Genomic DNA, 18457 nt, shown 5'->3' with positions numbered 1-18457 from the left:
GCGCGGCGGGAACACCGTGGGGCCAGACGCGGGAGGAAGGGGCGCTGCCTTGGCGCAGGTTGTGGACGTGGACTGTCCGAAGCGAATGCAGTTCGGCCCCTGCGGTGGGGTCCGGCACGACGGGCAGTGCGAGATGCGGACCGGTCCCTGCGTGTTCCCCGATGTCGTCCCGTGGGACGGACCGGTGCCCGAGGCGTTCGCGGTCACCGCGCCGCTGGTCCTGACCGATTTCAGCTGCTCCCCTTTCGACCTGGAAGACATGACCGCCACGGCGGCGGCGCTTTCCGGGTCCTGCGACGCGGTGCTGGTCGGCGAGCACCAGAACCGTCCCGACTTTCCACCCGTCCTGACGGCGAGCACACTGCTCGACAGCGGTGTCCAACCGTGGATAACGCTGTCGTGCCGGGACCGCAACCGCGTGGTTCTGGAGCAGGAACTGCGCGGGCTGCAACTCGTCGGGGTACAGACGGTGCTGTGCGTGACCGGTGACGGGCGCGCCTACGACGTGCGCCCCGATGTCACCCAGACGTTCGACCTCGACGGCCCGCGGCTGGTCTCGCTGGCGGCGTCGCTGGAGATGACGCCGGCGGTTCCCGAAACCCCCACAGCGCCACCGGTTTCCCAGCGGCCACAGCGGCTGGTTCAGAAGCAGCGCGCCGGCGCCCGGCTGGCCGTCCTCAACCATGTGTCGACGCCGGCGATGGTCGCGGAGTTCATGGCCGCCGCCCGCGCGGCCGGTCTGACGATCCCGGTGCTCGCGGCGGCCGCGGTCGTGACCGACGAGGTGTCTGCCGCAGTGCTGCAGGGGCTTCCGGGTCTCGCACTCGACGATGCGGTGGTCAAGTCCATCCTTGCCTCGCCCGACCCGCGGGAGGCCGGCATCGCGGCGGCTGTCGACGAAGCTCGCGCCTTGCTCGCCATCGACGGGGTCGTCGGTGTCAACATCTCCGGTCTGGCCTCCTCCGCGGGCACGCGGGCTGGTGCGGAGATCAAAGCCGAAGTAGGACAGCGTATTCGAGCATTGGTGGCCAGCAATGAGTGAGGCGATGTCGGCCGAGTTCGACACGGTTGCCGAATGGACCGCAGAGGTCGCCCGCGACCTCGGCCCGGAGTTCTTCATCCCCGCGGGCTGTCGCGGCAGCGGCAATCCCGCCGCCCTGGACTGGCTCGTCGACGAACTCGAACTCGGGCAGGGAGAGTCGTTGCTGGACTGCGGCGCCGGCGTCGGCGGGCCCGCGGCGTTTGCCGAGCAGCGGCGCGCCGTCACCCCGGTGCTGGTCGACCCCGAAGGGGGCGCGTGCCGCGCGGCCCGGTCACTGTTCGGCTTCCCGGCCACGCGGGCCAGCGCGTCCCAACTGCCCTTCGGCGACGCGGTCTTCGACGCGGCGTGGAGCCTCGGTGTGTTGTGCACGATGCCCGACCAGGCCGGTCTGCTGGCGGAGTTGCGGCGCGTGACGCGGGCTCCCGGACGGCTCGGGCTCGTGGTGTTCCTCGCCGAGGCGGAGTTGTCGCCGCAGGACCAGCCCGAGGGCAATCATTTCCCGACCGAGGAGTCGCTGCAACAGCTCCTTTCGGCAGCCGAACTGACCGTCGTGCGTAGGCGCAGAACCGCCGACCTGCCGGAGATCCCTGCCGAGTGGCAGTCGAAGGTGGATGCGGTCGAGCATGCTCTGCGTCGGCGGCACGGCCACGAGGAGGCGTGGCGGCTGTCCGAGGAACAGTCCGACGAGATGGGTCGGCTGCTCGGCGACGGACGCGTGACCGGGCACGTGCTGAGCCTGCGACACGGCTAGGCGAGAAGGGCTGCCGCGACTTCTTCGGGATGGCTGAGCGCCGCCAGATGCCCGCCGGGGATCACCTCGACCTCGAGGCCGAGACGATCGCGGACCACCCGCCGCTGAAACTCCAGCGGGAACAGCCGGTCCTCGCTGCCGGCGAGCACGCGCGTCGAAACGCCGGGCCAGTCCGGCAGCGGCCACGGCTCGACGAACGGCGCATCCGACTGCTCGGGCTCGGGGCGGCTCAGCGCATCGTCGCGAATCTCGGGAGGCACATCGTGGAAGAAGTCCTCGACGGGATCGAAATCGGTTCTTTCCAGCCCGATTTCGCGAAAGTAGTCCACCTGCGCCTGCTTCTGGCCGGTGTTGGCCCACCAGTTGCCGGGAGATTCCCCGGGTGCGGGGACCATCGGGTTGAGCAGGATGAGCGACGCCGTCGGCAGACGCTCGGCCACGATCGGGGCGGTCATGGCCCCCAACGATTGCGCGACGACCGTCAGCGGGCCGTCGGCGTCCATCGCCGCGACGGTCGCGACGTCGGCGTAGGTCAGCAGGTCGGCTTCGGGGTCGTCGGCGGGAAGGTCGACTGCGATGACGGCCGTCCCGGCCTGTTCGAGGAGGGGGACGACGCGGTGCCAGTACCAGGCGCTGCCACCTGCACCCGGGATCAGCAGGTGGGCCATGGGTCAGTCGCTGCTGCGCTGCGAACGCATCTTGGCGAACCGGTCGGAGAGCCGGCCCATGCGGATCATCAGCGACGCCGCGGGGCTCTCACTGCCTCGCAGGTAGGCGGCGAAGTCCTCGGCGGGCACGCCGATGCGTGAGGCGAACTCCTGCTCGCCGAGCCCGGAGCGCTCCAGCAGCAGGTGCACGTGGCGGGCGACTTCGGCGCACTCGTTGGCCTCGAGGTGCTCACGGGTGCGGATCAGCACCTCCGACATGGCCCGGGACACCCCGTAGGGGCGGGCCGTCTCCAGCACTTCCTCGACCTGACGCGCGGTCCTGCCATACGGGTCGCGCTTGATCGCCACCACGATGCGCTGCCACACATTGAGGTCGTCGCTCTCCAGTGCCGCGCGGATCGCAGCGGTCGGCCAGAACTCCACCGGCCGGTTGTCGCCGGAAGGGGGCACGGCGCGACTGCGCGTCGAAGCGTCCGCAGCCCCTCGAATCTCAGGGGGCTTGGTCACGTTCGAGGTCACCTCGCTTCGTCCAGCATGGCCACCGCAACCGAGAGGCAGCGCTGCCTCACCCTGGCCCATTCGGTCTCTCCGTCAGCTCCGGCCGCCGCGATGTCCGGTCCGTCGGACGGCGCGGGCTCGGCCAGTCGACGCACCAACTGTGTTGCCACCCAGTGTCCGCGCGCCGATTGACCAGAGTAATACCGGTCCATGCCCGCCAGCACTTCTGCCGCGGTGTTGACGTCCATCGAATCCACCAGCTCGGCGAAATCGTTGTAGTCGCGGGCCGCGTTGCGCTCCATGATCAGGAAGCTCTTCAGCCGCAGCGTCTCGGCGCCGGTCGGAATCTGCAGCCTGTCACCGGTGGGCAGCAGCACGTTGGTGGTCTCCATCGGGCTGATCCGCTCGATGCGGGACGCTTCCTGAGCCGCCCGTGCGACGGCCAGCGCGTCGAGCGCGACGTCGAGCCTGCCGCGCCACATCGTCACCGGATGCTTGGGTAGCTTCACCGCGACGGTCTTGCCGTGCGCCCGGTTGGTCACCGCGGCCGTGACCCGCTCGTCGCGCCCGACCCGGGTGCCCGTCATCTTGCTGTACGGCTGGCAGCCACTGAAGGCGAGCGGGTCGGCAACGGTGATCGCTTGTGGCGCAAGGGTTTTGAACTTCGCGGCAGACTTCACCACGGTGCGCAGGTCGGACCCGGACGGGGCCAGCGCCGAGATGTCATCGGGGATGATGACCAGGTCGCCGATGTCGGCCTTGGGCAGCGGCTTCTCGAAGTCGACCGACGGCAGGATGCGGTCCAGCCAGCGCGGCAGCCACCAGTTCCATTCGTCGAACACGGCCATCAGCGCGGGCACCAGCACCAGGCGGACCACCGTCGCGTCCACCGCGATCGCGACCGCACACGCCACGCCGAGCTGGGCGACCAGCGGCATGCCCGCGAACGCGAAGCCGATGAAGACCGCGATCATGATCAGCGCCGCGCTGGTGATGGTGCGGGCGCTGGTCGACACCCCGTAGGCGACGGCGTCGCGGGTGTTGCCGGTCTGCAGGAAACGCTCTCGGATCCGGGTGAGCAGGAAGATCTCGTAGTCCATGGACAGGCCGAACGTCAGCGCCAGCACCAGGGGCGGGATGGTGCTGTCCAGCGAGGGGATCTTCTCGAAGCCCAGATCCTGCAACCAACCCCACTGGAACACGACCACCAGCGAGCCGTACGCGGCGGCCACCGACAGGACGGTCATCAGGACGCCCTTGAGGGCGAGGAACACCGAACGGATCGAGACCAGCAGCATCACGAACGCGATCAGCGCGACGAACGCGAACACCAGCGGCTGGGTCTCCGCGACGCGGTCGTCGAAATCCTTGATCAGCGCGGTCGGCCCGCCGACGTCGATGCGGGCCCCGTCCCCGGCGACCGGTGGCAGCTGCTCGCGCAGCCAGTCGATCGTGTCGCGGGCGCCCATGTCCTCGGGATCGACCGACAGCACGGCCGACAGCAGTGCGCTGCGGTAGTCGGTCCCGAACACCGGCGGGGACACCGACACCGTGTTGGGGGCCTCGGCCATCTTCTGCCGGAGCGTCTGCAGCAGGGGTTCTTTCGCGGGTGCGGAGGCCGCGTTGCCGTCGGGGAACGTGACGAGTACGCGCACGGGCCCCAATGCGCCGGGGCCGAGCGCCTCGGCCGCCGCGTTCACACCACCCCGGATCTCGTGGGTGGCGTCGAACTGCCGCTGCATGCTGTTGCCCAGCATCATCGAGAACGCGGGCGCGGCGAACGCGAGCAGCAGCGCGGCGGCGGCAATCGCCGACAGCCACGGCCTGCGCATCACCCAGCCGGTCCAGCGCGTCCAGAACTTCGACTGGGTCGCCTCGACGCCGCGGCCCCAGTGCAGATAGGACGATCGCTTGGCCGCACGCCTACCGAAGGTGGCCAGCACGGCAGGCGTCAGCGTCGTCGACGTCAGCACCGCGATGGCCACGGCCAGAATCGCGCCCGTGGCCATCGACTGCAGGACAGGGGTGTTGATCAGGTAGATGCCCGTGACCGATGCGATGACCGTGAGGCCCGACAGCACCACCGCGAGGCCCGAGGTCGCCATCGCGGCGTCGGCGGCGTCCTCGGGTTCTCGGCCCGCGCGCAGTTCCTCCCGGAACCGCATCAGGATGAACAGCGAATAGTCGATCGCGACCGCGATGCCGAACATCGACACCGTCGACGTCACGAACACCGACATCGTCATGTACATCGACAGGACGAAGACGACGCCCATCGTCACGACGACGGTGCAGATACCCAGCAGCAGCGGCATCGCCGCGGCGGCCAGCGAGCCGAACACCGCGAGCAGGATGACCAGCACGATCGGGAAGTTCCACTTCTCGGCCTGCGCGATGTCGTGCTTGGTGGCCTCCGTCGCGGCGGCGCCCAGCGCGCCCTGGCCGATGACGTAGAGGCGGACCTTGCCGTTCTCCATCTCGCCCGGCTCTTCACCGTCGACGCCGACCTTCTCCCGTAGTTGCTTGGCGATGTCGACCGCGCCGGTGTTCTCGAAGTCCAGCTGCAGGGTGATGACGTACGGGCGGTCGGGCTGCGGCGGCGGCTGGGCGGGGTTCGGCATCACCGTGATGCTGGGCACCTCGGCGGCCAGCCGTTCCAGATGCGCGACGGCCTGGTTCATGTCCTCGAACGACGCATCCGCGCGCGGCGCGGCGACGAGAGCCAGGGGTGAGGCGCCCTGATCGGGGAACTGGGCCTCGAGCTGGCGCTGCACGTACAGCGATTGGGAGCCGGCGACCTCGAAGCCGCCGCCGGTGAGGTTGCCGGCCTGGTTCATCGCCAGGTACACCGAGGGCACCAGAAGCAACAGCCACACGGTGAACACTGCCCAGCGGAACCGGCGCAGGTTGCTGCTCACGCGCATCATCAACTGCTGGATGGGAACTCCCCGCTTTCTCCCCGGCCTTTCGTAGCGGAAGCGTACAGCAGGTTGCTGTCAGGCGGCCGTCCCCAATGACCCTGCCAGCAATGCCTCATGCAGCTCTAATGCCAGCATGCGGGCCACTGAAGTGGTCGGCAGGCGCGGGGCGATGGCAGTATGTGGTTCGAGAGCTACCGGGTCGGGGACCCCGCGCAACGACACCGCTAATGATCGCAGTTTATTTGCCGAACGCCTGCGGCGTTAGCGAACTGTTAGGAGTTCGTCATGCATCCAGTCAGGGGCGCGACGCTGTCCGCCACCCGCGCGGCCGCGATCGCCGTGTTCGCCGCCGGGGCCACGGTGGTGTCCGGTCCGGCGGCCCAGGCCGCACCCGATCCATGCGCGGCCAGCGAGGTCGCCAAGACGGTGGCCGAGGTGGCCACCTACACGGGCAACTACCTCGAGGCCAATCCGAAAACCAACCAGGCGATCACCGCGATCTCGCAGCAGCAGGAGGGGCCGCAGTCGCTGGCCGCGCTGAAGGCCTACTTCGACGCCAACCCACAGGTCGCCTCGGACTTGCAACGGCTGCAGTCGCCATTGCAGTCGCTGTCGGCCCGGTGCAAGCTGCCCCTCACGCTGCCGCAGGCCCTCGGGCTCGTGCAGGCGGCCCAGCAGAGCCCGGTGTTGCCCGCGGCGCAGAACGCCGGCCTGCGGTAGTTCACCGCGGGATCGGCCTGCGGACTTTCTCACGATTGGTTAACCGCTAGGCAAGAAAGTGCGCGGCGCGTCTGCTTAGCTTTCTAGGATGGTCTCGACCGGCGGCCGATCTCGGCGCGGTCTGTCAACCTCTTCTGAAGAAGGAGCCTTCATGTTGAACTCGGCCCCCATGGTGCGCCGTGCGGTAGCAGGCGTGCTGGGCGCGGGTGCGGTGTCCGGCGCTGTGCTGTTCGGCGTCCTCGGTGCTGCGCCGGCTTCGGCTCAGCCCGTCCCGCAGAACGATCCGCCGAACTGCACCGCGGCCGACTTCGCCGGCGTCGCGTCCGGTGTCTCGGCGGCCACCTCGGCCTACCTGTTCACCCACCCCGAGGTGAACACCTTCTTCAGCAACCTGCACGGCGCACCGCGCGCGCAGATCGACGCCGAGGTCGCCGAGTACCTCGCCGCCAACCCGCAGATCGAGGCCGAGCTCAAGGGTGTCCGTCAGCCGCTCGCCGACATCAAGCACCGCTGCGGCTTCACCCCGCAGGATCCGGACGGACCCGACTTCTAAGCACGACGATGCGGGACAGGGTGGATAGTCCTCCCGCTCGCGCGGGGGAGCTGTCCGCCCAGGACGGCGCGGGCCGGACGGTTCTCATGGTGGACGACGACCCGGATGTCCGGACCTCGGTCGCCCGAGGTCTGCGACATTCCGGGTTCGACGTGCGCGTTGCGGCGACGGGCAGGGAAGCGCTGCGACTGCTGTCCAGCGAGTCCCACGACGCGCTCGTACTCGATGTGCAGATGCCCGAGCTCGACGGTGTCGCCGTGGTGACCGCGCTGCGCGCACTCGGTAACGACATCCCGATCTGCGTGCTGTCGGCGCGCGACACCGTCAACGACCGCATCGCCGGCCTTGAGGCGGGCGCCGACGACTACCTCACCAAACCCTTCGATCTGGGCGAGCTGGTCGCCCGGCTGCATGCGCTGCTGCGCCGGGCACACCACTCCGATCCGACCTCCGATTCGATGACGGTCGGTTCACTGACCATCGACACCGCGCGCAGGCTGGTGTTCGTCGCCGGCGAACGGGTCGAGCTGACCAAGCGGGAGTTCGATCTGCTTGCCGCACTCGCCGAGAATGCGGGCGTGGTGCTGAGCCGGCAGCGGCTGCTGGAGCTCGTCTGGGGCTATGACTTCGACGTCGACACCAACGTCGCCGACGTGTTCGTCTCCTATCTGCGCCGCAAGCTCGAGCGGGACGGGCTGCCCCGCGTCATCCACACGGTGCGCGGTATCGGCTACGTGCTTCGGGAAGAGCCCTGAGACTTCCCAGGTTTCTCCGGTCGGCGTCTCTGCGCACCAGGGTTGCCATCGCGGCGGCGGCCGCCGCGGCTGCGGTCGTCGCCGCCTTCACCCTTCTCACCTCGGTGGTGCTGGCCAACAACGATGAGGCGCAACTGGATCGGCGGCTCGACGCGATCGTCGACGCCAGTGGGTTTCCCGATCAGCTGAGCGACCCCCGCCGCGGCGTGCTGCAGACGGGGCGCTCGCGCTCCTCGGGGCAGGTCGTCTTCCAGCGCGGCTTCCAGTTGCCGGCGTTGCCGCCGGGCACCGAGACCGTGATCGTCAACGGCGTGGAGTATCGGGTGCGCACGATCCCGGTGGAAGAAGACGGCGGGGTGCTGATGTCGATCGGCATCCGCGCCGACAGCATCCTGTTGAGCCGCGCCCGGATTCCGTTCTACATCGGGGTCGGCGTGGTGACCGTGCTGCTGGCCGCCGTTCTCGGCTGGTTGCTGGCCGGTCCGGCGATCCGTCCACTGCGCAAACTGACCGAACACACCAAGCAGCTGGGCGACGGCAGCGAGCAGATCCCGGCCGTGCACGGTGTGCGCGAAGCCGAGGACCTCTCCGAAGCGATGAGCGCGATGTTGGACCGGCTCGCCGCCGCGCAGCGGGCGACCACGAACTCGCTGCAGGCCGCCCAGGACTTCGCCGCCAACGCCGCGCACGAACTGCGCACGCCGCTGACCGCGATGCGCGCCGACCTCGACACGCTGCGCATCCACAACCTGCCCGACGACGAACGGGCCGAGGTCGTCGCCGACCTGTCGCGCGCCCAGCGCCGGGTCGAAGGCATCATCACAGCGCTGGGCCAGCTGGCGTCCGGTCAGCTGGCCCAGGCCGAGGACCGCGAGGTGATCGACATCGCCGACCTGCTCGATCGCGTGGCGCGGGAGAACATGCGGGTGAGCCGCGACGTGCAGATCGACATCGAGGCGGCCGACGACCTCGGCACCGTGCTGGGGTGGCCCAGCGGGCTGCGGCTGGCCGTGGACAACCTGGTGCGGAACGCGATCACCCACGGCGCGGCCACCCGCATCGTGCTGGCCGCGCACCGGGACGCCAACGAGATCACGATTGTCGTCGACGACAACGGGCGGGGGCTTCCCGCCGACGAACACGAGACGGTGCTCGGGCGGTTCTCACGGGGCAGCAACGCCGCGCAGGGCGGCTCAGGGCTGGGGTTGGCGCTGGTTGCTCAGCAGGCCGAGTTGCACGGCGGGGCGATCGCGCTCACCGACGGGCCGCTCGGCGGGTTGCGTGCGACCCTCGTGGTGTCGACTTCGCCTGAGCTGCCCCAGGATTCAGAGACTGCCTCAGCGCCGTGAGAGCGCGTGGGTGGCCCCGCGCCACCCGAGCAGCAACACCGCGGTGGTCAACGACGCGACGACGATGAAGCTCGTCGCCGTGCCCTGCGAGGTCACCTTGCGCAGCAGCATCCCGACCACGACGGTCGCCGCCCAGACGATGACGCCGGTCGGCGCCGGCGAGACCGGGCGTCGCCAGCCTCGCGCGAGCAGCCATCCCACCCCGGTGCCCGTCAGGAACGGCCACGCCGTCTCGGCGATACCGGCGACGGTCAGACCTTCGGCGTGACTGCGCCGCCCTATGGTGCAGAACACCACGACGCAGAGAAGGTCGGCGGCAAGCGCCTTCAGAACGAGGGAACGGTCAGCGGTCGGCATAGGTCATCACATCGTAAACCAGTGGGCTGGTGCTGTTTTCGTCGCGCGGCGCGAAGCCCGGCACGAGTTCGGCTGGCTCGCCGTCGAGCAGGGGGTCGATGTCTGCGGTGGTTCTGGAGTCGACCCGGTAGGACCGGAACACGAACGGCGCACCGTCGGAGCGAAGCGGGTCCGGGGAGCTCATCACATGGAAGTGAAGATGCGGTGCGTCCGAGTTGCCGGTGTTCCCCAGCGATGCGATGGCCTGTCCGGTGGTCAGCCGGTCGCCGGGCTTGACCTTGACCGACCCGGTCTTCAGGTGCGCGTAGAACGCGTAGTTGCCGTCACCGAGATCCTGGACGATGTGGTTGCCGCCGTACTCGCCCAGCGTCAGTCCCGTCGGCGTGGCACCGGGGACCTGCTCCGGCAGCCCGTCCAGCACACTGACCACCGGTCCGTCGCCCACCGCGAGGATGTCGGCCCCGAAGTAGGGGTAGCTCCCCGTATCGGCTCTGTCGCCGGTGAACAGCCGGCCGTCGGGGCCGAGTTGCACGTAGTCGATGGCGAATCGTTCGGCCGCCCAGATGTCGCCGTTGATCGGGTTGAGCGCCATCCGGTGCGCGGTCATGTCGCAGCAGCTGTTGCCGTCCAGCCAGTTCGGGCCAGCCAGCGGCGGTGAGATCTCGACGGGCGTGCGCGTCGAGACGGTGACGGGGGCGACCTCTTCGGTCATCGCGCCGGGGAAAAGAGGCGGCATGGGGTCGGGCACGGTGATCGAGACGGCGTGGATCAGTTGCCGGGGGAGCGGATCGGTGGGCGGCAGCGCCACGTCGAGCCACACCGTCGCGGTTTGCGCGGCACCGATCACCGTTGTGGGCGTGGGGTTTCCGAGCACCCGGGTCCAGTACTGAAGGCGTTGGCGGGGCAGGGTGAGCAGGGCGTCGCCGTCGTGGTCGTCGGCGCGCACCTCGACCGACGTCAGGGTCACGTCCTGGGCCAGTGTGTTGGTGACCATCAGCTCGTAGGCCAGGTGGATCTTGCCGTCCGTGGCCGGTACCGGGATGGGTGCGGCGAGGACGCGGCCCACCAGCGGTGTGGCGACCGACGGGCTGTCCGCAGCCGAGGGCGCCGGAACGGGCGTGGCCACGGGCGGCGGGGCCGCACTGGTGGCTGCGGGCGTGGTCTCGGGTGAGGACGCGCACGACGCGCACAGCAGCGCTGCGACGGACAGGCCGGCAAGGGTCGAACGAATCTGCATGTGGCGCAGCTACTTTCGGGGTTCGCTGGGGTCTTGAGGGGGATCGCCGGAACTTTCCTCCGGAGCGTCCGGCGCTTCGGGGTCGGGGTCGATCCCGCTCTCGGTGCGGAACATGAAGAAGAACACCACCCACCCGATGGCCGAGATGAAAATCCAGCTGACGAGTCGGTAGATCAGCATCGCCGAGATCGCCGACGCCAGCGACATCCCGCTGGAGACCAGGCCGGGCACCAGTACCGCCTCCACGACGAGCAGACCACCCGGCATCAGCGGGATCGAGCCGACCGCGCGGGCGGCCGCGTACGCGACGGTGACCCCGGCCAGCGACGGATGCCCGCCGGTGGCATAACAGGCGAACAGCAGGCAGGCGACGTCGGCGACCCAGTTAAACAGTGACCAGCTGAACGCCTCGCCGAGGTCGCGACGGCCCAGCTGCACCGACTCCAGCTGGGCGAGGATCTCCCGCCATTTGGCCAGACCGGTCTGCGGCGGCTTGCCGCGTACCGAGTTCACCCACGTCAGCACGCGGACGCCGATGCCCTCGATGAGTTCGGGTCGGGTGGCCACCGCCTGGGCGAGCAGGACCAGCGCGACGAACACGCCCAGCGAGAAGATCAGCGACAGCGGGTTCTTGCTGGCGCCCAGCAGGAAGGCGCCGCCGAGGCCCAGCAGCGCGAGCCCGACGACCTGAAGCACGCCGGACATGACCAGCTGCCAGGAGGCCATCAAAGGCGTTGCGCCCCAAAGTCTTTGCTGCCGATAGATGAAGGTCGCCGACAGCACCGGGCCGCCGGGCAGCGTCGTCGACAGCGCGTTGCCCGCGTAGAACGCCGCCTCGGAGCGCCACTGGTGCACGCGCACCCCCGCCGACCGCAGCAGCGTGCGCTGGATCTGGGCGAAGCTGTGCATCGAAGCCATCGCCGCGCCCACGGCGGCCAGCACCCACAGCACGTTGGCCGACACCAGGCTCGCCCACGCCTTGGCCAGCTGATCGCGCACCAGCGCCAGCTCGACGGTCAGCACGATGACGGCCAGCGCGATCAGAACCCAACGCAGCCACCAGTACTTGCCGCGGGTTCGGTCCCGGCCGGCAGCTCCGGCCTGCGTGTCGCTCGCGGGCGCCTCGTGGGACACGCCCTACAGACTAAGCCGAACAGAGCCGGAAACCGCAGATCCGGGGCTCGGGCGGGCGAGCCCGTTACGCTACCGGGATGCCCGCCCGCCCGTCCCTCGACTCCTCCGCCGACGCGTCGGTCACACCCCTGGTGCGCCAGGCGGCGGCCTGGTCGTGGCGCCTGTTGGTGATCTTCGGCGCGGTGCTCGCCGTGCTGTGGATGACGCTGCGGCTCGAGATCATCGTGGTGCCCGTCGCGCTCGCGACCATCATCGCCGCGCTGCTGCTGCCCGTGGTCGACTTCCTCGACAGGCGAGGGGCTCCGCGTGGCGGTGCGGTCGCGCTGGTGCTGCTCACCAGCATCGCGCTGTTCGGTGCGCTGCTGGCGTTCGTCGTCACCCAGTTCGTCGAAGGTGCGCCGGCCCTGGTCGGCCAGGTGTCGACGAGCATCGAGGGTGTCGGCAAATGGTTGACGGACGGCCCGTTGCAGGTCAGCGACCAGCAGATCAACCAGGCACGTGACACGGCGATCGAGGCTCTTCAGAGCAACCAGGAGAAGCTGACCAGCGGTGCGTTGTCCACGGCGGGCACGCTGACCGAGATCGTCACCGGTGCGTTGCTGGTGTTCTTCACGCTGATCTTCCTGCTGCACGGCGGCCGCAACATCTTCGGGTTCGTCACCAAGGTGTTCCCCAAGCACGTGCAGGGTCGGGTGCGCGATGCGGGCCGGGCGGGTTTCCGGTCGCTGATCGGCTACATCCGCGCGACGTTCCTGGTCGCGGCCGTCGACGCGATCGGCATCGGAGTCGGCCTCGCGATCATGGGCGTGCCACTGGCGCTGCCGCTGGCCTCGCTGGTGTTCATGGGCGCGTTCGTGCCGCTCGTCGGTGCGCTGGTGACCGGATTCCTCGCGGTCGTCGTGGCGCTGATCGCGAAAGGCTGGATCTTCGCGCTCATCACGCTCGGCCTGATCATCGCCGTCCAGCAGCTGGAGGGTCACGTCCTGCAACCTCTGGTGATGGGCCGCGCCGTCGCGATCCATCCGCTGGCCATCGTGCTCGCGATCGCCGGCGGCGGCGTGCTCGCCGGGATCGTCGGTGCGCTACTCGCCGTGCCTGTCCTGGCGTTCCTGAACAGCGCGATCCGGGTGCTCGTCGCCGACGACCCCGAGGCCGAGGAAGCGGCGATGGAAGCCGACGACGAAGGCCTGGTCAACGCAGAACCCGACAACGTCGAAGCCACGGAAGGCTGACCCCGACATGGGCGAACTCGGATCCAACAGCGCGGCCCGCGCCGCCGACCTCGACCTCGACCACGAGGCGGTGCCCGGCGACCAACGTGTCGACGGCGACCCACGGACCGGGGCGGCGGAACTGACCGACTTCCACGGCGTCGAGGTGGGCGTCTGGGAGATGACGCCGGGCGTCGCCACCGACGTCGAGGTCGACGAGGTGTTCATCGTCCTGGCGGGCTCGGCGACCATCGAGTTCGGCGACGGCAGCCCCGCACTCCACGTCGGTCCCGGCGACGTGGTGCGTCTGGCCGCGGGCGCCGAGACGACATGGACCGTCACCGAAACCCTGCGCAAGGTCTACCTCACCCAGGCCTGACGCCGTCTCGCGAAAACGCGGGTGGCTACAGCCGGCCTTCGCGGCGCAGCAGGTCCTGCGCGCTGAGCCCGCCGCCACCGCGGCGGGGAGCCTCGTCGTCCGGGCGCGTGTTGAGCTTCTCCGTCGCGGCGTCGGCGTCGGTCTTGCGCTGAGCCGGGATGGCCCGCGTCGCCGCATCGTCGTCGGCGCTTTCCGGGGCGTCGCCCTGCGCCTGCGGGATCGCGGTGGTCGGCTCGTTGCTGCCGGTGTCGGGCATCGCGCGGGTCGGCTCGGCCGACGGCCGCAATGGCTGCGGGGGACCGGCCGGGGCGTTGGTGCCGCGCAGGTCGCCGAGCCACGATTCGATCTCGCGCTCCTCGCGGGGCTGCGGCGTCGCCGGCTTGTCGGGCCGTGAGCGCTGCGCGGCCGCGGCCGCGCCGCTCACCGCATTCCGCACCGCGTTCTTGGCGATCGACAGCCGGGTGGTCTGCGGCTCCGCCTCCGGCGCGGGAGCCGGCGGGGCCACCGGGGGCCGCGGCGGTCCGGTCGGGATGCGCGTCGTGCCCTGCGCAGACGGGTCGCCCGCACGCGGCGGCAACCCCGGCCGGGGGCCGGTGGGCGGACGTCCGGGCCCGGGACGGCCGGGTCCGGGATGGCCGGGATCGTGCGGCGGCAACCCCCGGCCGCCCGCCATCACCGGCGGCGGACCGCCGGCGCCGACGAGTGCCTCGGCGGGTTCGTCGCGCTCCTCGCGCAGGGTCGGGCGCTTGCGCTCATCGGGCAACTCCGTCTCGCCCAGGCCGAGCTTCTCCTGGATGCGCTTCATCCAGCGCGGCGCCCACCAGCAGTCGTCTCCGAGCAGCTTCATGATCGCGGGCACCAGGAACATACGGATGATCGTCGCGTCGAGCAGCAGCGCGATGAGCAGGCCGAACGCCAGGTACTTCATCATCACCAGGTCGGAGAACACGAACGCGCCCGCGACCACGGCAAGCACCAGGGCGGCGCCGGTGATGAGGCGGCCCGTCGTGGCGGTGCCGATGCGGATCGCCTCCGCGGTGGACATGCCGCGTTCGCGGGCCTCCACCATGCGGGAGACGAGGAAGACCTCGTAGTCGGTAGACAGGCCCCAGATCACCGCGATGATCAGGCCGATCATCGGCGCCATCAGCGGCTGCGGCGTGTAGTTCATCAGCCCGGAGCCGTGACCGTCGACGAACATCCACGTCAAAATGCCCATCGTCGATCCGAGCGTCAGCGCGCTCATCAGCGCGGCCTTGATGGGCAGCACGATGGATCCGAACGCGAGGAACATCAGGATCGTCGTGGTGACGATCAGCACGACCACCATCAGCGGCAGCTTGTCGAACAGGCTGTGGATGCTGTCCTGCTCCAGCGCCGGCGTTCCGCCGATGGAGATGTCGAGTCCGCGGGGAGGCTGGATCGAGCGGAGCTCGTCGATCTTCTGGGAGGCGTCGTTGCGGTTGACGAGGCCGTTCTGCAGGACCCGGATCGACGGGTCTTTCGAACCGCCCTCCTGGACCGAACGCTCCTGCCACATCTTGGACGGATCGTTGTCCGGGTCGATGAACCCGGCGATCGTCATCGCCTCGGCACGGACCTCGGCGAGCTGCTGGTCGGTGACCGCCTCGCCGTCCTGGCGTTCGATGACCAGCGTCAGCGGTTCGGTGCGGAAGCCGGGGAAGCTGCGGTCGAAATCCTCCTGCGCCTGGCGCACCCCGTTGTCCGGCGGCAGGTACTTCTCGCTGATGCCGCCGAGCGCGAGCTGGCCCAGTGGGATGACCAGCAGGATCATCACGATGAGGATCGGCGCGGCGAACGCGATCGGCCGCTTCATCACGACGTTGACGAGCTTGCCCCAGAAGCCCTTCTCGACTTCGGCGCGCGTCTTGGTCTTCTGCGTCTTCTCGGCCAGCCACTCGACCCACCACGTGATGGGCCCGCGCGCCAGCGGCACGTACCGCGCGAGTGCCAGACCGCCCGCGACGACGGCGACGAAGATGATCACGCCGAGCATGACCCAGTAGAGGCCACCGTCCAGGGAGTCCTTGTTGGACATGACCAGATAGGTGAGGCCGCCCAGCAGGCTGACGTAGCCGAGCGTGAGTCCGATGACCGTCAGCGGCAGTCCCTGCTCGCCGGTCTGCCGGATGCGTTTGCGCGCCAGGTGACCGAGCGCGATACCGACCGGCGGCACCAGCAGGCCCGTCGGGATCGACGCGATGGCCAGCGTGTTGGTCTTCGTGTTCGAGGGGTCCGAGCTGACGTCGGACTGGATGAACTTGAGCAGCCAGCGCACGCCGAGCGCGTCGACGCGGGGACCGAGGATGCCGAGCGCGGCGGGCAGCACGGTGATCGACAGGATCGCCGCGAGCATGACCGACGCGATGATCGCGTAGGTGATCGACTTCAGGAAGCCCTGTGGGAACAGCAGCAGCGGCACCGAGGACGCGACCAGGATGACGGCCGAGAACATGATCGTGCGGCCCGAGGTCATCACGGCTCGCCGCACGGCGGCCTCCGTGTCGTAGCCCTCCGCGAGTTCCTCCCGGAATCGGCTGACCATGAACAGGCCGTAGTCGATCGCGATGCCCAAGCCCATCAGCGTGACGACGGGCTGGGCGAAGAAGTGCACGGGCATGAACTCGGCGAACACCCGCATGATGCCGAGTGCGCCGGCGATGGTCAGACCGCCGATGATGCCGGGCAGCGCCGCGGCGATGACGCCGCCGAAGACGAAGAAGAGCACGACGCAGACCAGCGGGATGGCGGCCACCTCGGCACGCTTCTGGTCCTCGCCGATGGTTCCGGTCAGCTCACTGGCGAGCGGGTTCAGCCCGGCCAGCTGGATGCGGCCGTCGTTGACCTCGGACAGCTGGGGTTCGATGGCCTGATAGTTCTTGAGGATCTCGTCGTCGTCGTCGCCCTTGAGCGGGATGCTGATGAAAGTCTTCGACTCGTCGGCGGTCTTCATCTGCTGGACGGTCGGGGAATCGCTGTCGGGTGCGCGCAGCCAGCCGACCCAGCTGACGATCTGGTCTTCGTGGTCGGCGACCAGAGCGTTCAGCTCATCGGTGGTCGACTTGATCCACTCCGGATCGGTGACCTTCTCGCCGTCGGGCGGCGTGAGGATCGCCACGACGTGGCTGGTGCGGTCGCGGCCATAGGCCTCGTCGGATACCAGCGACGCGTGGACAGACTGGCTGCCTTCGTCATAGAACCCGCTCTGGGTGACGTGCTGTCCCAGGCTGATGCCGTAGACGCCGCCGCCCAGGCACAGTGCGACCATGACACCGATCACTATGTATCGGTACTGGTACACCGTTCGACCCCACCAGGCGAACACGTTCAGCTCCTTAAGCTTTAGTTTTCTAGACGCGCGAGGTCAGTAGCGACGACAGCGGCCTGAATGGCTGCAGCCAAGCGCCCTGCTCGGGTAGCGAATCGAGTCCGATCCGCGGTAACGGTTCCCGGAAGACACCAGCGATGTCCTCCAGATCGACGAACTCCAAGGTATCCGACGCTAACGCCCAACTGGCATGTTCGCGAAATCCGAGCACCTGGACCTTGACGCCGTTCCTGGCGATGTCCTCCAGCGGCAGTTTGAACGCCTGACCGTCGGCGGAGGCCACGATCAGACCGGCGAGCCCCTGGCTGTCGCGCAGGGCGATGTGGGCCAGCATGTCGCTGTCGACGTCGCTGTCTTCGTCCACCTTCGGCTTGGCGAACACCGCGAAGCCCACGTTACGCAGCGCTTCCACCCATGGCCGGACGACGTCGGCGCTGCCGGGGGCGATGTTGGTGAACACCGTTGCCTCGGGTTCCAGCGCCACCGACCGTCCGGTTCCCGCGTACTCGGCGGACAGGTCGGCGGTTCGGGACAGCAGCCAGCGGCCCAGGGCGTCGAATCGCGGCCGGTGCGCCGCGGTGGGGCGGCCGCCGAGGATCGATCCGAGACCCATGTCGAGGTTCGGGGCGTCCCAGACGAGCAGTACCCGGCCGGCCTGCGGTGCGGTCTCGGCGCCGAGCTCGGCGGGTGTGACGACCTCGGGGGTGTCGGTGAGGCTCACGGCGCCTTCTCCCAGAGCAGTTCGGTCACGATCGGACCTGCGAGCGCCTTGCGCTCGTACTTCGTCACGGGCCGGGACACCGAGATCGGCAGGTCTGCGGCGTCTTCGACGGCGACGCGGCGCAACCGGGGCTCGGCGTCGCCGACCTCGGCGATGTGCTCGGCATAACCCTGGTGGTCGGTGGCCGCGTGCAGCACCCCGCCGGGGCGGAGGCGGTCGGCGATCAGCGCCACGGTGTCCGGCTGCAGCAGACGCCTCTTGTGGTGGCGGGCCTTGGGCCACGGGTCGGGGAAGAACACCCGGACGCCGGTCAGCGACTCGGGCGCGAACATGAAGGTGAGCACGTCGACGCCGTCCCCGCGTATCAACCGGATGTTCGGCACGCCCTGACGGTCGATCGCGCTCAGCAGTTGCGCCAGCCCGCGCCGGTAGACCTCGACGGCGACGACGTCGATGCCGGACTCGGCCTGGGCCATCGCCAACGTCGAGGTGCCGGTGCCGCAGCCGATCTCCAGGACGACGGGAGCGTGCCTGCCGAACCACGCATCGGTGTCCAGCAGCCCCGCCGGGTCGTCGCCGTCGCGGGCCTGCCGCCCCAGCTCGGGCCACAGCCGGTCCCAGACGGCCTGCTGGTTGTCCGAGATGGTCGAGCGGCGGGCACGGAAGCTGGTGACGCGCCGGTTGAAATGCGGGTGAGGGGCCTCCCCGGTGTCCGGCGCCACGGACGCGGCGACCTCGGAACCGGTTGACTGCATCCGTCCATCGTCGCCTATCAAGGGCGTGCTCCCCGCATCGTGTTACAGATTGATACC

17 protein-coding genes are annotated in these 18457 nt (G+C 69.3%); 8 read left to right on the top strand and 9 right to left on the bottom strand.

What is annotated here, in order from left to right; translation table 11 throughout:
* The first annotated feature begins 85 nt into the window (after positions 1 to 85).
* Both ACAG24_RS12735 and ACAG24_RS12730 read left to right on the top strand, forming a co-directional pair.
* A complete protein-coding gene (locus tag ACAG24_RS12735; protein WP_370473520.1) occupies positions 86 to 1042 on the top strand; it encodes a methylenetetrahydrofolate reductase in 957 nt (318 codons plus the stop codon).
* Complete coding sequence (locus tag ACAG24_RS12730) at positions 1035 to 1793, top strand: class I SAM-dependent methyltransferase (RefSeq protein ID WP_370473416.1); 759 nt, start codon at positions 1035 to 1037, stop codon at positions 1791 to 1793. The genes ACAG24_RS12735 and ACAG24_RS12730 overlap by 8 nt, the downstream gene beginning before the upstream one ends.
* On the opposite strand, the gene ACAG24_RS12725 is transcribed toward ACAG24_RS12730, so the two are convergent.
* From ACAG24_RS12725 to ACAG24_RS12715, 3 genes are read right to left on the bottom strand one after another with little or no spacing between them, the layout of a single operon-like run.
* Positions 1790 to 2461 carry an alpha/beta fold hydrolase gene (locus tag ACAG24_RS12725; RefSeq protein WP_370473415.1) on the bottom strand — a complete coding sequence of 224 codons (672 nt, stop codon included), beginning with the start codon at positions 2459 to 2461 and terminating at the stop codon, positions 1790 to 1792. The genes ACAG24_RS12730 and ACAG24_RS12725 overlap by 4 nt on opposite strands.
* 3 nt (positions 2462 to 2464) lie before the next feature.
* Entirely contained in the window at positions 2465 to 2968 is a 504-nt protein-coding gene (locus tag ACAG24_RS12720) for an XRE family transcriptional regulator (RefSeq protein ID WP_445206186.1), read from the bottom strand.
* An 8-nt stretch (positions 2969 to 2976) separates the two neighbouring features.
* Positions 2977 to 5886, bottom strand: a complete 2910-nt coding sequence (locus ACAG24_RS12715; protein WP_370473414.1) for an MMPL family transporter — start codon at positions 5884 to 5886, stop codon at positions 2977 to 2979.
* A gap of 279 nt (positions 5887 to 6165) precedes the next feature.
* Here ACAG24_RS12715 and ACAG24_RS12710 point away from each other — a divergent pair, with 279 nt between their 5' ends.
* The 4 genes from ACAG24_RS12710 to ACAG24_RS12695 all read left to right on the top strand — a co-directional run bounded on the left by ACAG24_RS12710 (position 6166) and on the right by ACAG24_RS12695 (position 9257).
* Positions 6166 to 6600 carry a hemophore gene (locus tag ACAG24_RS12710; protein ID WP_370473413.1) on the top strand — a complete coding sequence of 145 codons (435 nt, stop codon included), beginning with the start codon at positions 6166 to 6168 and terminating at the stop codon, positions 6598 to 6600.
* A 151-nt stretch (positions 6601 to 6751) separates the two neighbouring features.
* Positions 6752 to 7153 (top strand): heme-binding protein, encoded by a 402-nt coding sequence (locus tag ACAG24_RS12705; RefSeq protein WP_370473412.1) that lies wholly within the window; start codon positions 6752 to 6754, stop codon positions 7151 to 7153.
* An 8-nt stretch (positions 7154 to 7161) separates the two neighbouring features.
* Positions 7162 to 7908 carry a response regulator transcription factor gene (locus tag ACAG24_RS12700; RefSeq protein ID WP_370473411.1) on the top strand — a complete coding sequence of 249 codons (747 nt, stop codon included), beginning with the start codon at positions 7162 to 7164 and terminating at the stop codon, positions 7906 to 7908.
* On the top strand, positions 7905 to 9257 hold the full coding sequence (locus ACAG24_RS12695) for a HAMP domain-containing sensor histidine kinase (protein WP_370473518.1): 1353 nt from the start codon (positions 7905 to 7907) through the stop codon (positions 9255 to 9257). The genes ACAG24_RS12700 and ACAG24_RS12695 overlap by 4 nt, the downstream gene beginning before the upstream one ends.
* On the opposite strand, the gene ACAG24_RS12690 is transcribed toward ACAG24_RS12695, so the two are convergent.
* The 3 genes from ACAG24_RS12690 to ACAG24_RS12680 are packed head-to-tail and all read right to left on the bottom strand — an operon-like array spanning position 9246 to position 11985.
* Positions 9246 to 9614 carry a DUF3054 domain-containing protein gene (locus tag ACAG24_RS12690; RefSeq protein WP_370473410.1) on the bottom strand — a complete coding sequence of 123 codons (369 nt, stop codon included), beginning with the start codon at positions 9612 to 9614 and terminating at the stop codon, positions 9246 to 9248. The genes ACAG24_RS12695 and ACAG24_RS12690 overlap by 12 nt on opposite strands.
* Positions 9601 to 10851, bottom strand: a complete 1251-nt coding sequence (locus ACAG24_RS12685; protein WP_370473409.1) for a M23 family metallopeptidase — start codon at positions 10849 to 10851, stop codon at positions 9601 to 9603. Before ACAG24_RS12685 ends, ACAG24_RS12690 begins: the two co-directional genes overlap by 14 nt.
* A 9-nt stretch (positions 10852 to 10860) precedes the next feature.
* Positions 10861 to 11985, bottom strand: a complete 1125-nt coding sequence (locus tag ACAG24_RS12680) for a lysylphosphatidylglycerol synthase transmembrane domain-containing protein (protein ID WP_370473408.1) — start codon at positions 11983 to 11985, stop codon at positions 10861 to 10863.
* A gap of 77 nt (positions 11986 to 12062) precedes the next feature.
* On the opposite strand from ACAG24_RS12680, the gene ACAG24_RS12675 reads away from it, so the two are divergent.
* Both ACAG24_RS12675 and ACAG24_RS12670 read left to right on the top strand, forming a co-directional pair.
* Positions 12063 to 13217, top strand: coding sequence for an AI-2E family transporter (locus ACAG24_RS12675; RefSeq protein WP_370473407.1), 1155 nt, complete (start codon positions 12063 to 12065; stop codon positions 13215 to 13217).
* Between the two features lie 7 nt (positions 13218 to 13224).
* Positions 13225 to 13575, top strand: a complete 351-nt coding sequence (locus ACAG24_RS12670; RefSeq protein WP_370473406.1) for a cupin domain-containing protein — start codon at positions 13225 to 13227, stop codon at positions 13573 to 13575.
* Between the two features lie 25 nt (positions 13576 to 13600).
* Here ACAG24_RS12670 and ACAG24_RS12665 read toward each other — a convergent pair whose 3' ends face one another.
* The 3 genes from ACAG24_RS12665 to trmB are packed head-to-tail and all read right to left on the bottom strand — an operon-like array spanning position 13601 to position 18418.
* Positions 13601 to 16921, bottom strand: a complete 3321-nt coding sequence (locus ACAG24_RS12665) for an MMPL family transporter (RefSeq protein ID WP_370473405.1) — start codon at positions 16919 to 16921, stop codon at positions 13601 to 13603.
* A gap of 25 nt (positions 16922 to 16946) precedes the next feature.
* Positions 16947 to 17645, bottom strand: a complete 699-nt coding sequence (locus ACAG24_RS12660) for an NYN domain-containing protein (RefSeq protein ID WP_370473404.1) — start codon at positions 17643 to 17645, stop codon at positions 16947 to 16949.
* Entirely contained in the window at positions 17642 to 18418 is a 777-nt protein-coding gene (trmB, locus tag ACAG24_RS12655) for a tRNA (guanosine(46)-N7)-methyltransferase TrmB (RefSeq protein WP_370473517.1), read from the bottom strand. The genes ACAG24_RS12660 and trmB overlap by 4 nt, the downstream gene beginning before the upstream one ends.
* Positions 18419 to 18457 lie beyond the last annotated feature (39 nt).

The organism is Mycobacterium bulgaricum, assembly GCF_041287165.2.
Classification (GTDB): Bacteria; Actinomycetota; Actinomycetes; order Mycobacteriales; family Mycobacteriaceae; genus Mycobacterium; species Mycobacterium bulgaricum.
This window is presented reverse-complemented; position numbering and strand designations above follow the sequence as displayed.

Coding starts and splice junctions, on each gene's coding strand:
- ACAG24_RS12675 (WP_370473407.1), top strand. CDS start 12,063: ATGCCCGCCCGCCCGTCCCTCGACTCCTCCGCCGACGCGTCGGTCACA.
- ACAG24_RS12725 (WP_370473415.1), bottom strand. CDS start 2,461: ATGGCCCACCTGCTGATCCCGGGTGCAGGTGGCAGCGCCTGGTACTGG.
- ACAG24_RS12670 (WP_370473406.1), top strand. CDS start 13,225: ATGGGCGAACTCGGATCCAACAGCGCGGCCCGCGCCGCCGACCTCGAC.
- ACAG24_RS12685 (WP_370473409.1), bottom strand. CDS start 10,851: ATGCAGATTCGTTCGACCCTTGCCGGCCTGTCCGTCGCAGCGCTGCTG.
- ACAG24_RS12715 (WP_370473414.1), bottom strand. CDS start 5,886: ATGATGCGCGTGAGCAGCAACCTGCGCCGGTTCCGCTGGGCAGTGTTC.
- ACAG24_RS12705 (WP_370473412.1), top strand. CDS start 6,752: ATGTTGAACTCGGCCCCCATGGTGCGCCGTGCGGTAGCAGGCGTGCTG.
- ACAG24_RS12690 (WP_370473410.1), bottom strand. CDS start 9,614: ATGCCGACCGCTGACCGTTCCCTCGTTCTGAAGGCGCTTGCCGCCGAC.
- ACAG24_RS12730 (WP_370473416.1), top strand. CDS start 1,035: ATGAGTGAGGCGATGTCGGCCGAGTTCGACACGGTTGCCGAATGGACC.
- ACAG24_RS12710 (WP_370473413.1), top strand. CDS start 6,166: ATGCATCCAGTCAGGGGCGCGACGCTGTCCGCCACCCGCGCGGCCGCG.
- ACAG24_RS12700 (WP_370473411.1), top strand. CDS start 7,162: ATGCGGGACAGGGTGGATAGTCCTCCCGCTCGCGCGGGGGAGCTGTCC.
- ACAG24_RS12735 (WP_370473520.1), top strand. CDS start 86: ATGCAGTTCGGCCCCTGCGGTGGGGTCCGGCACGACGGGCAGTGCGAG.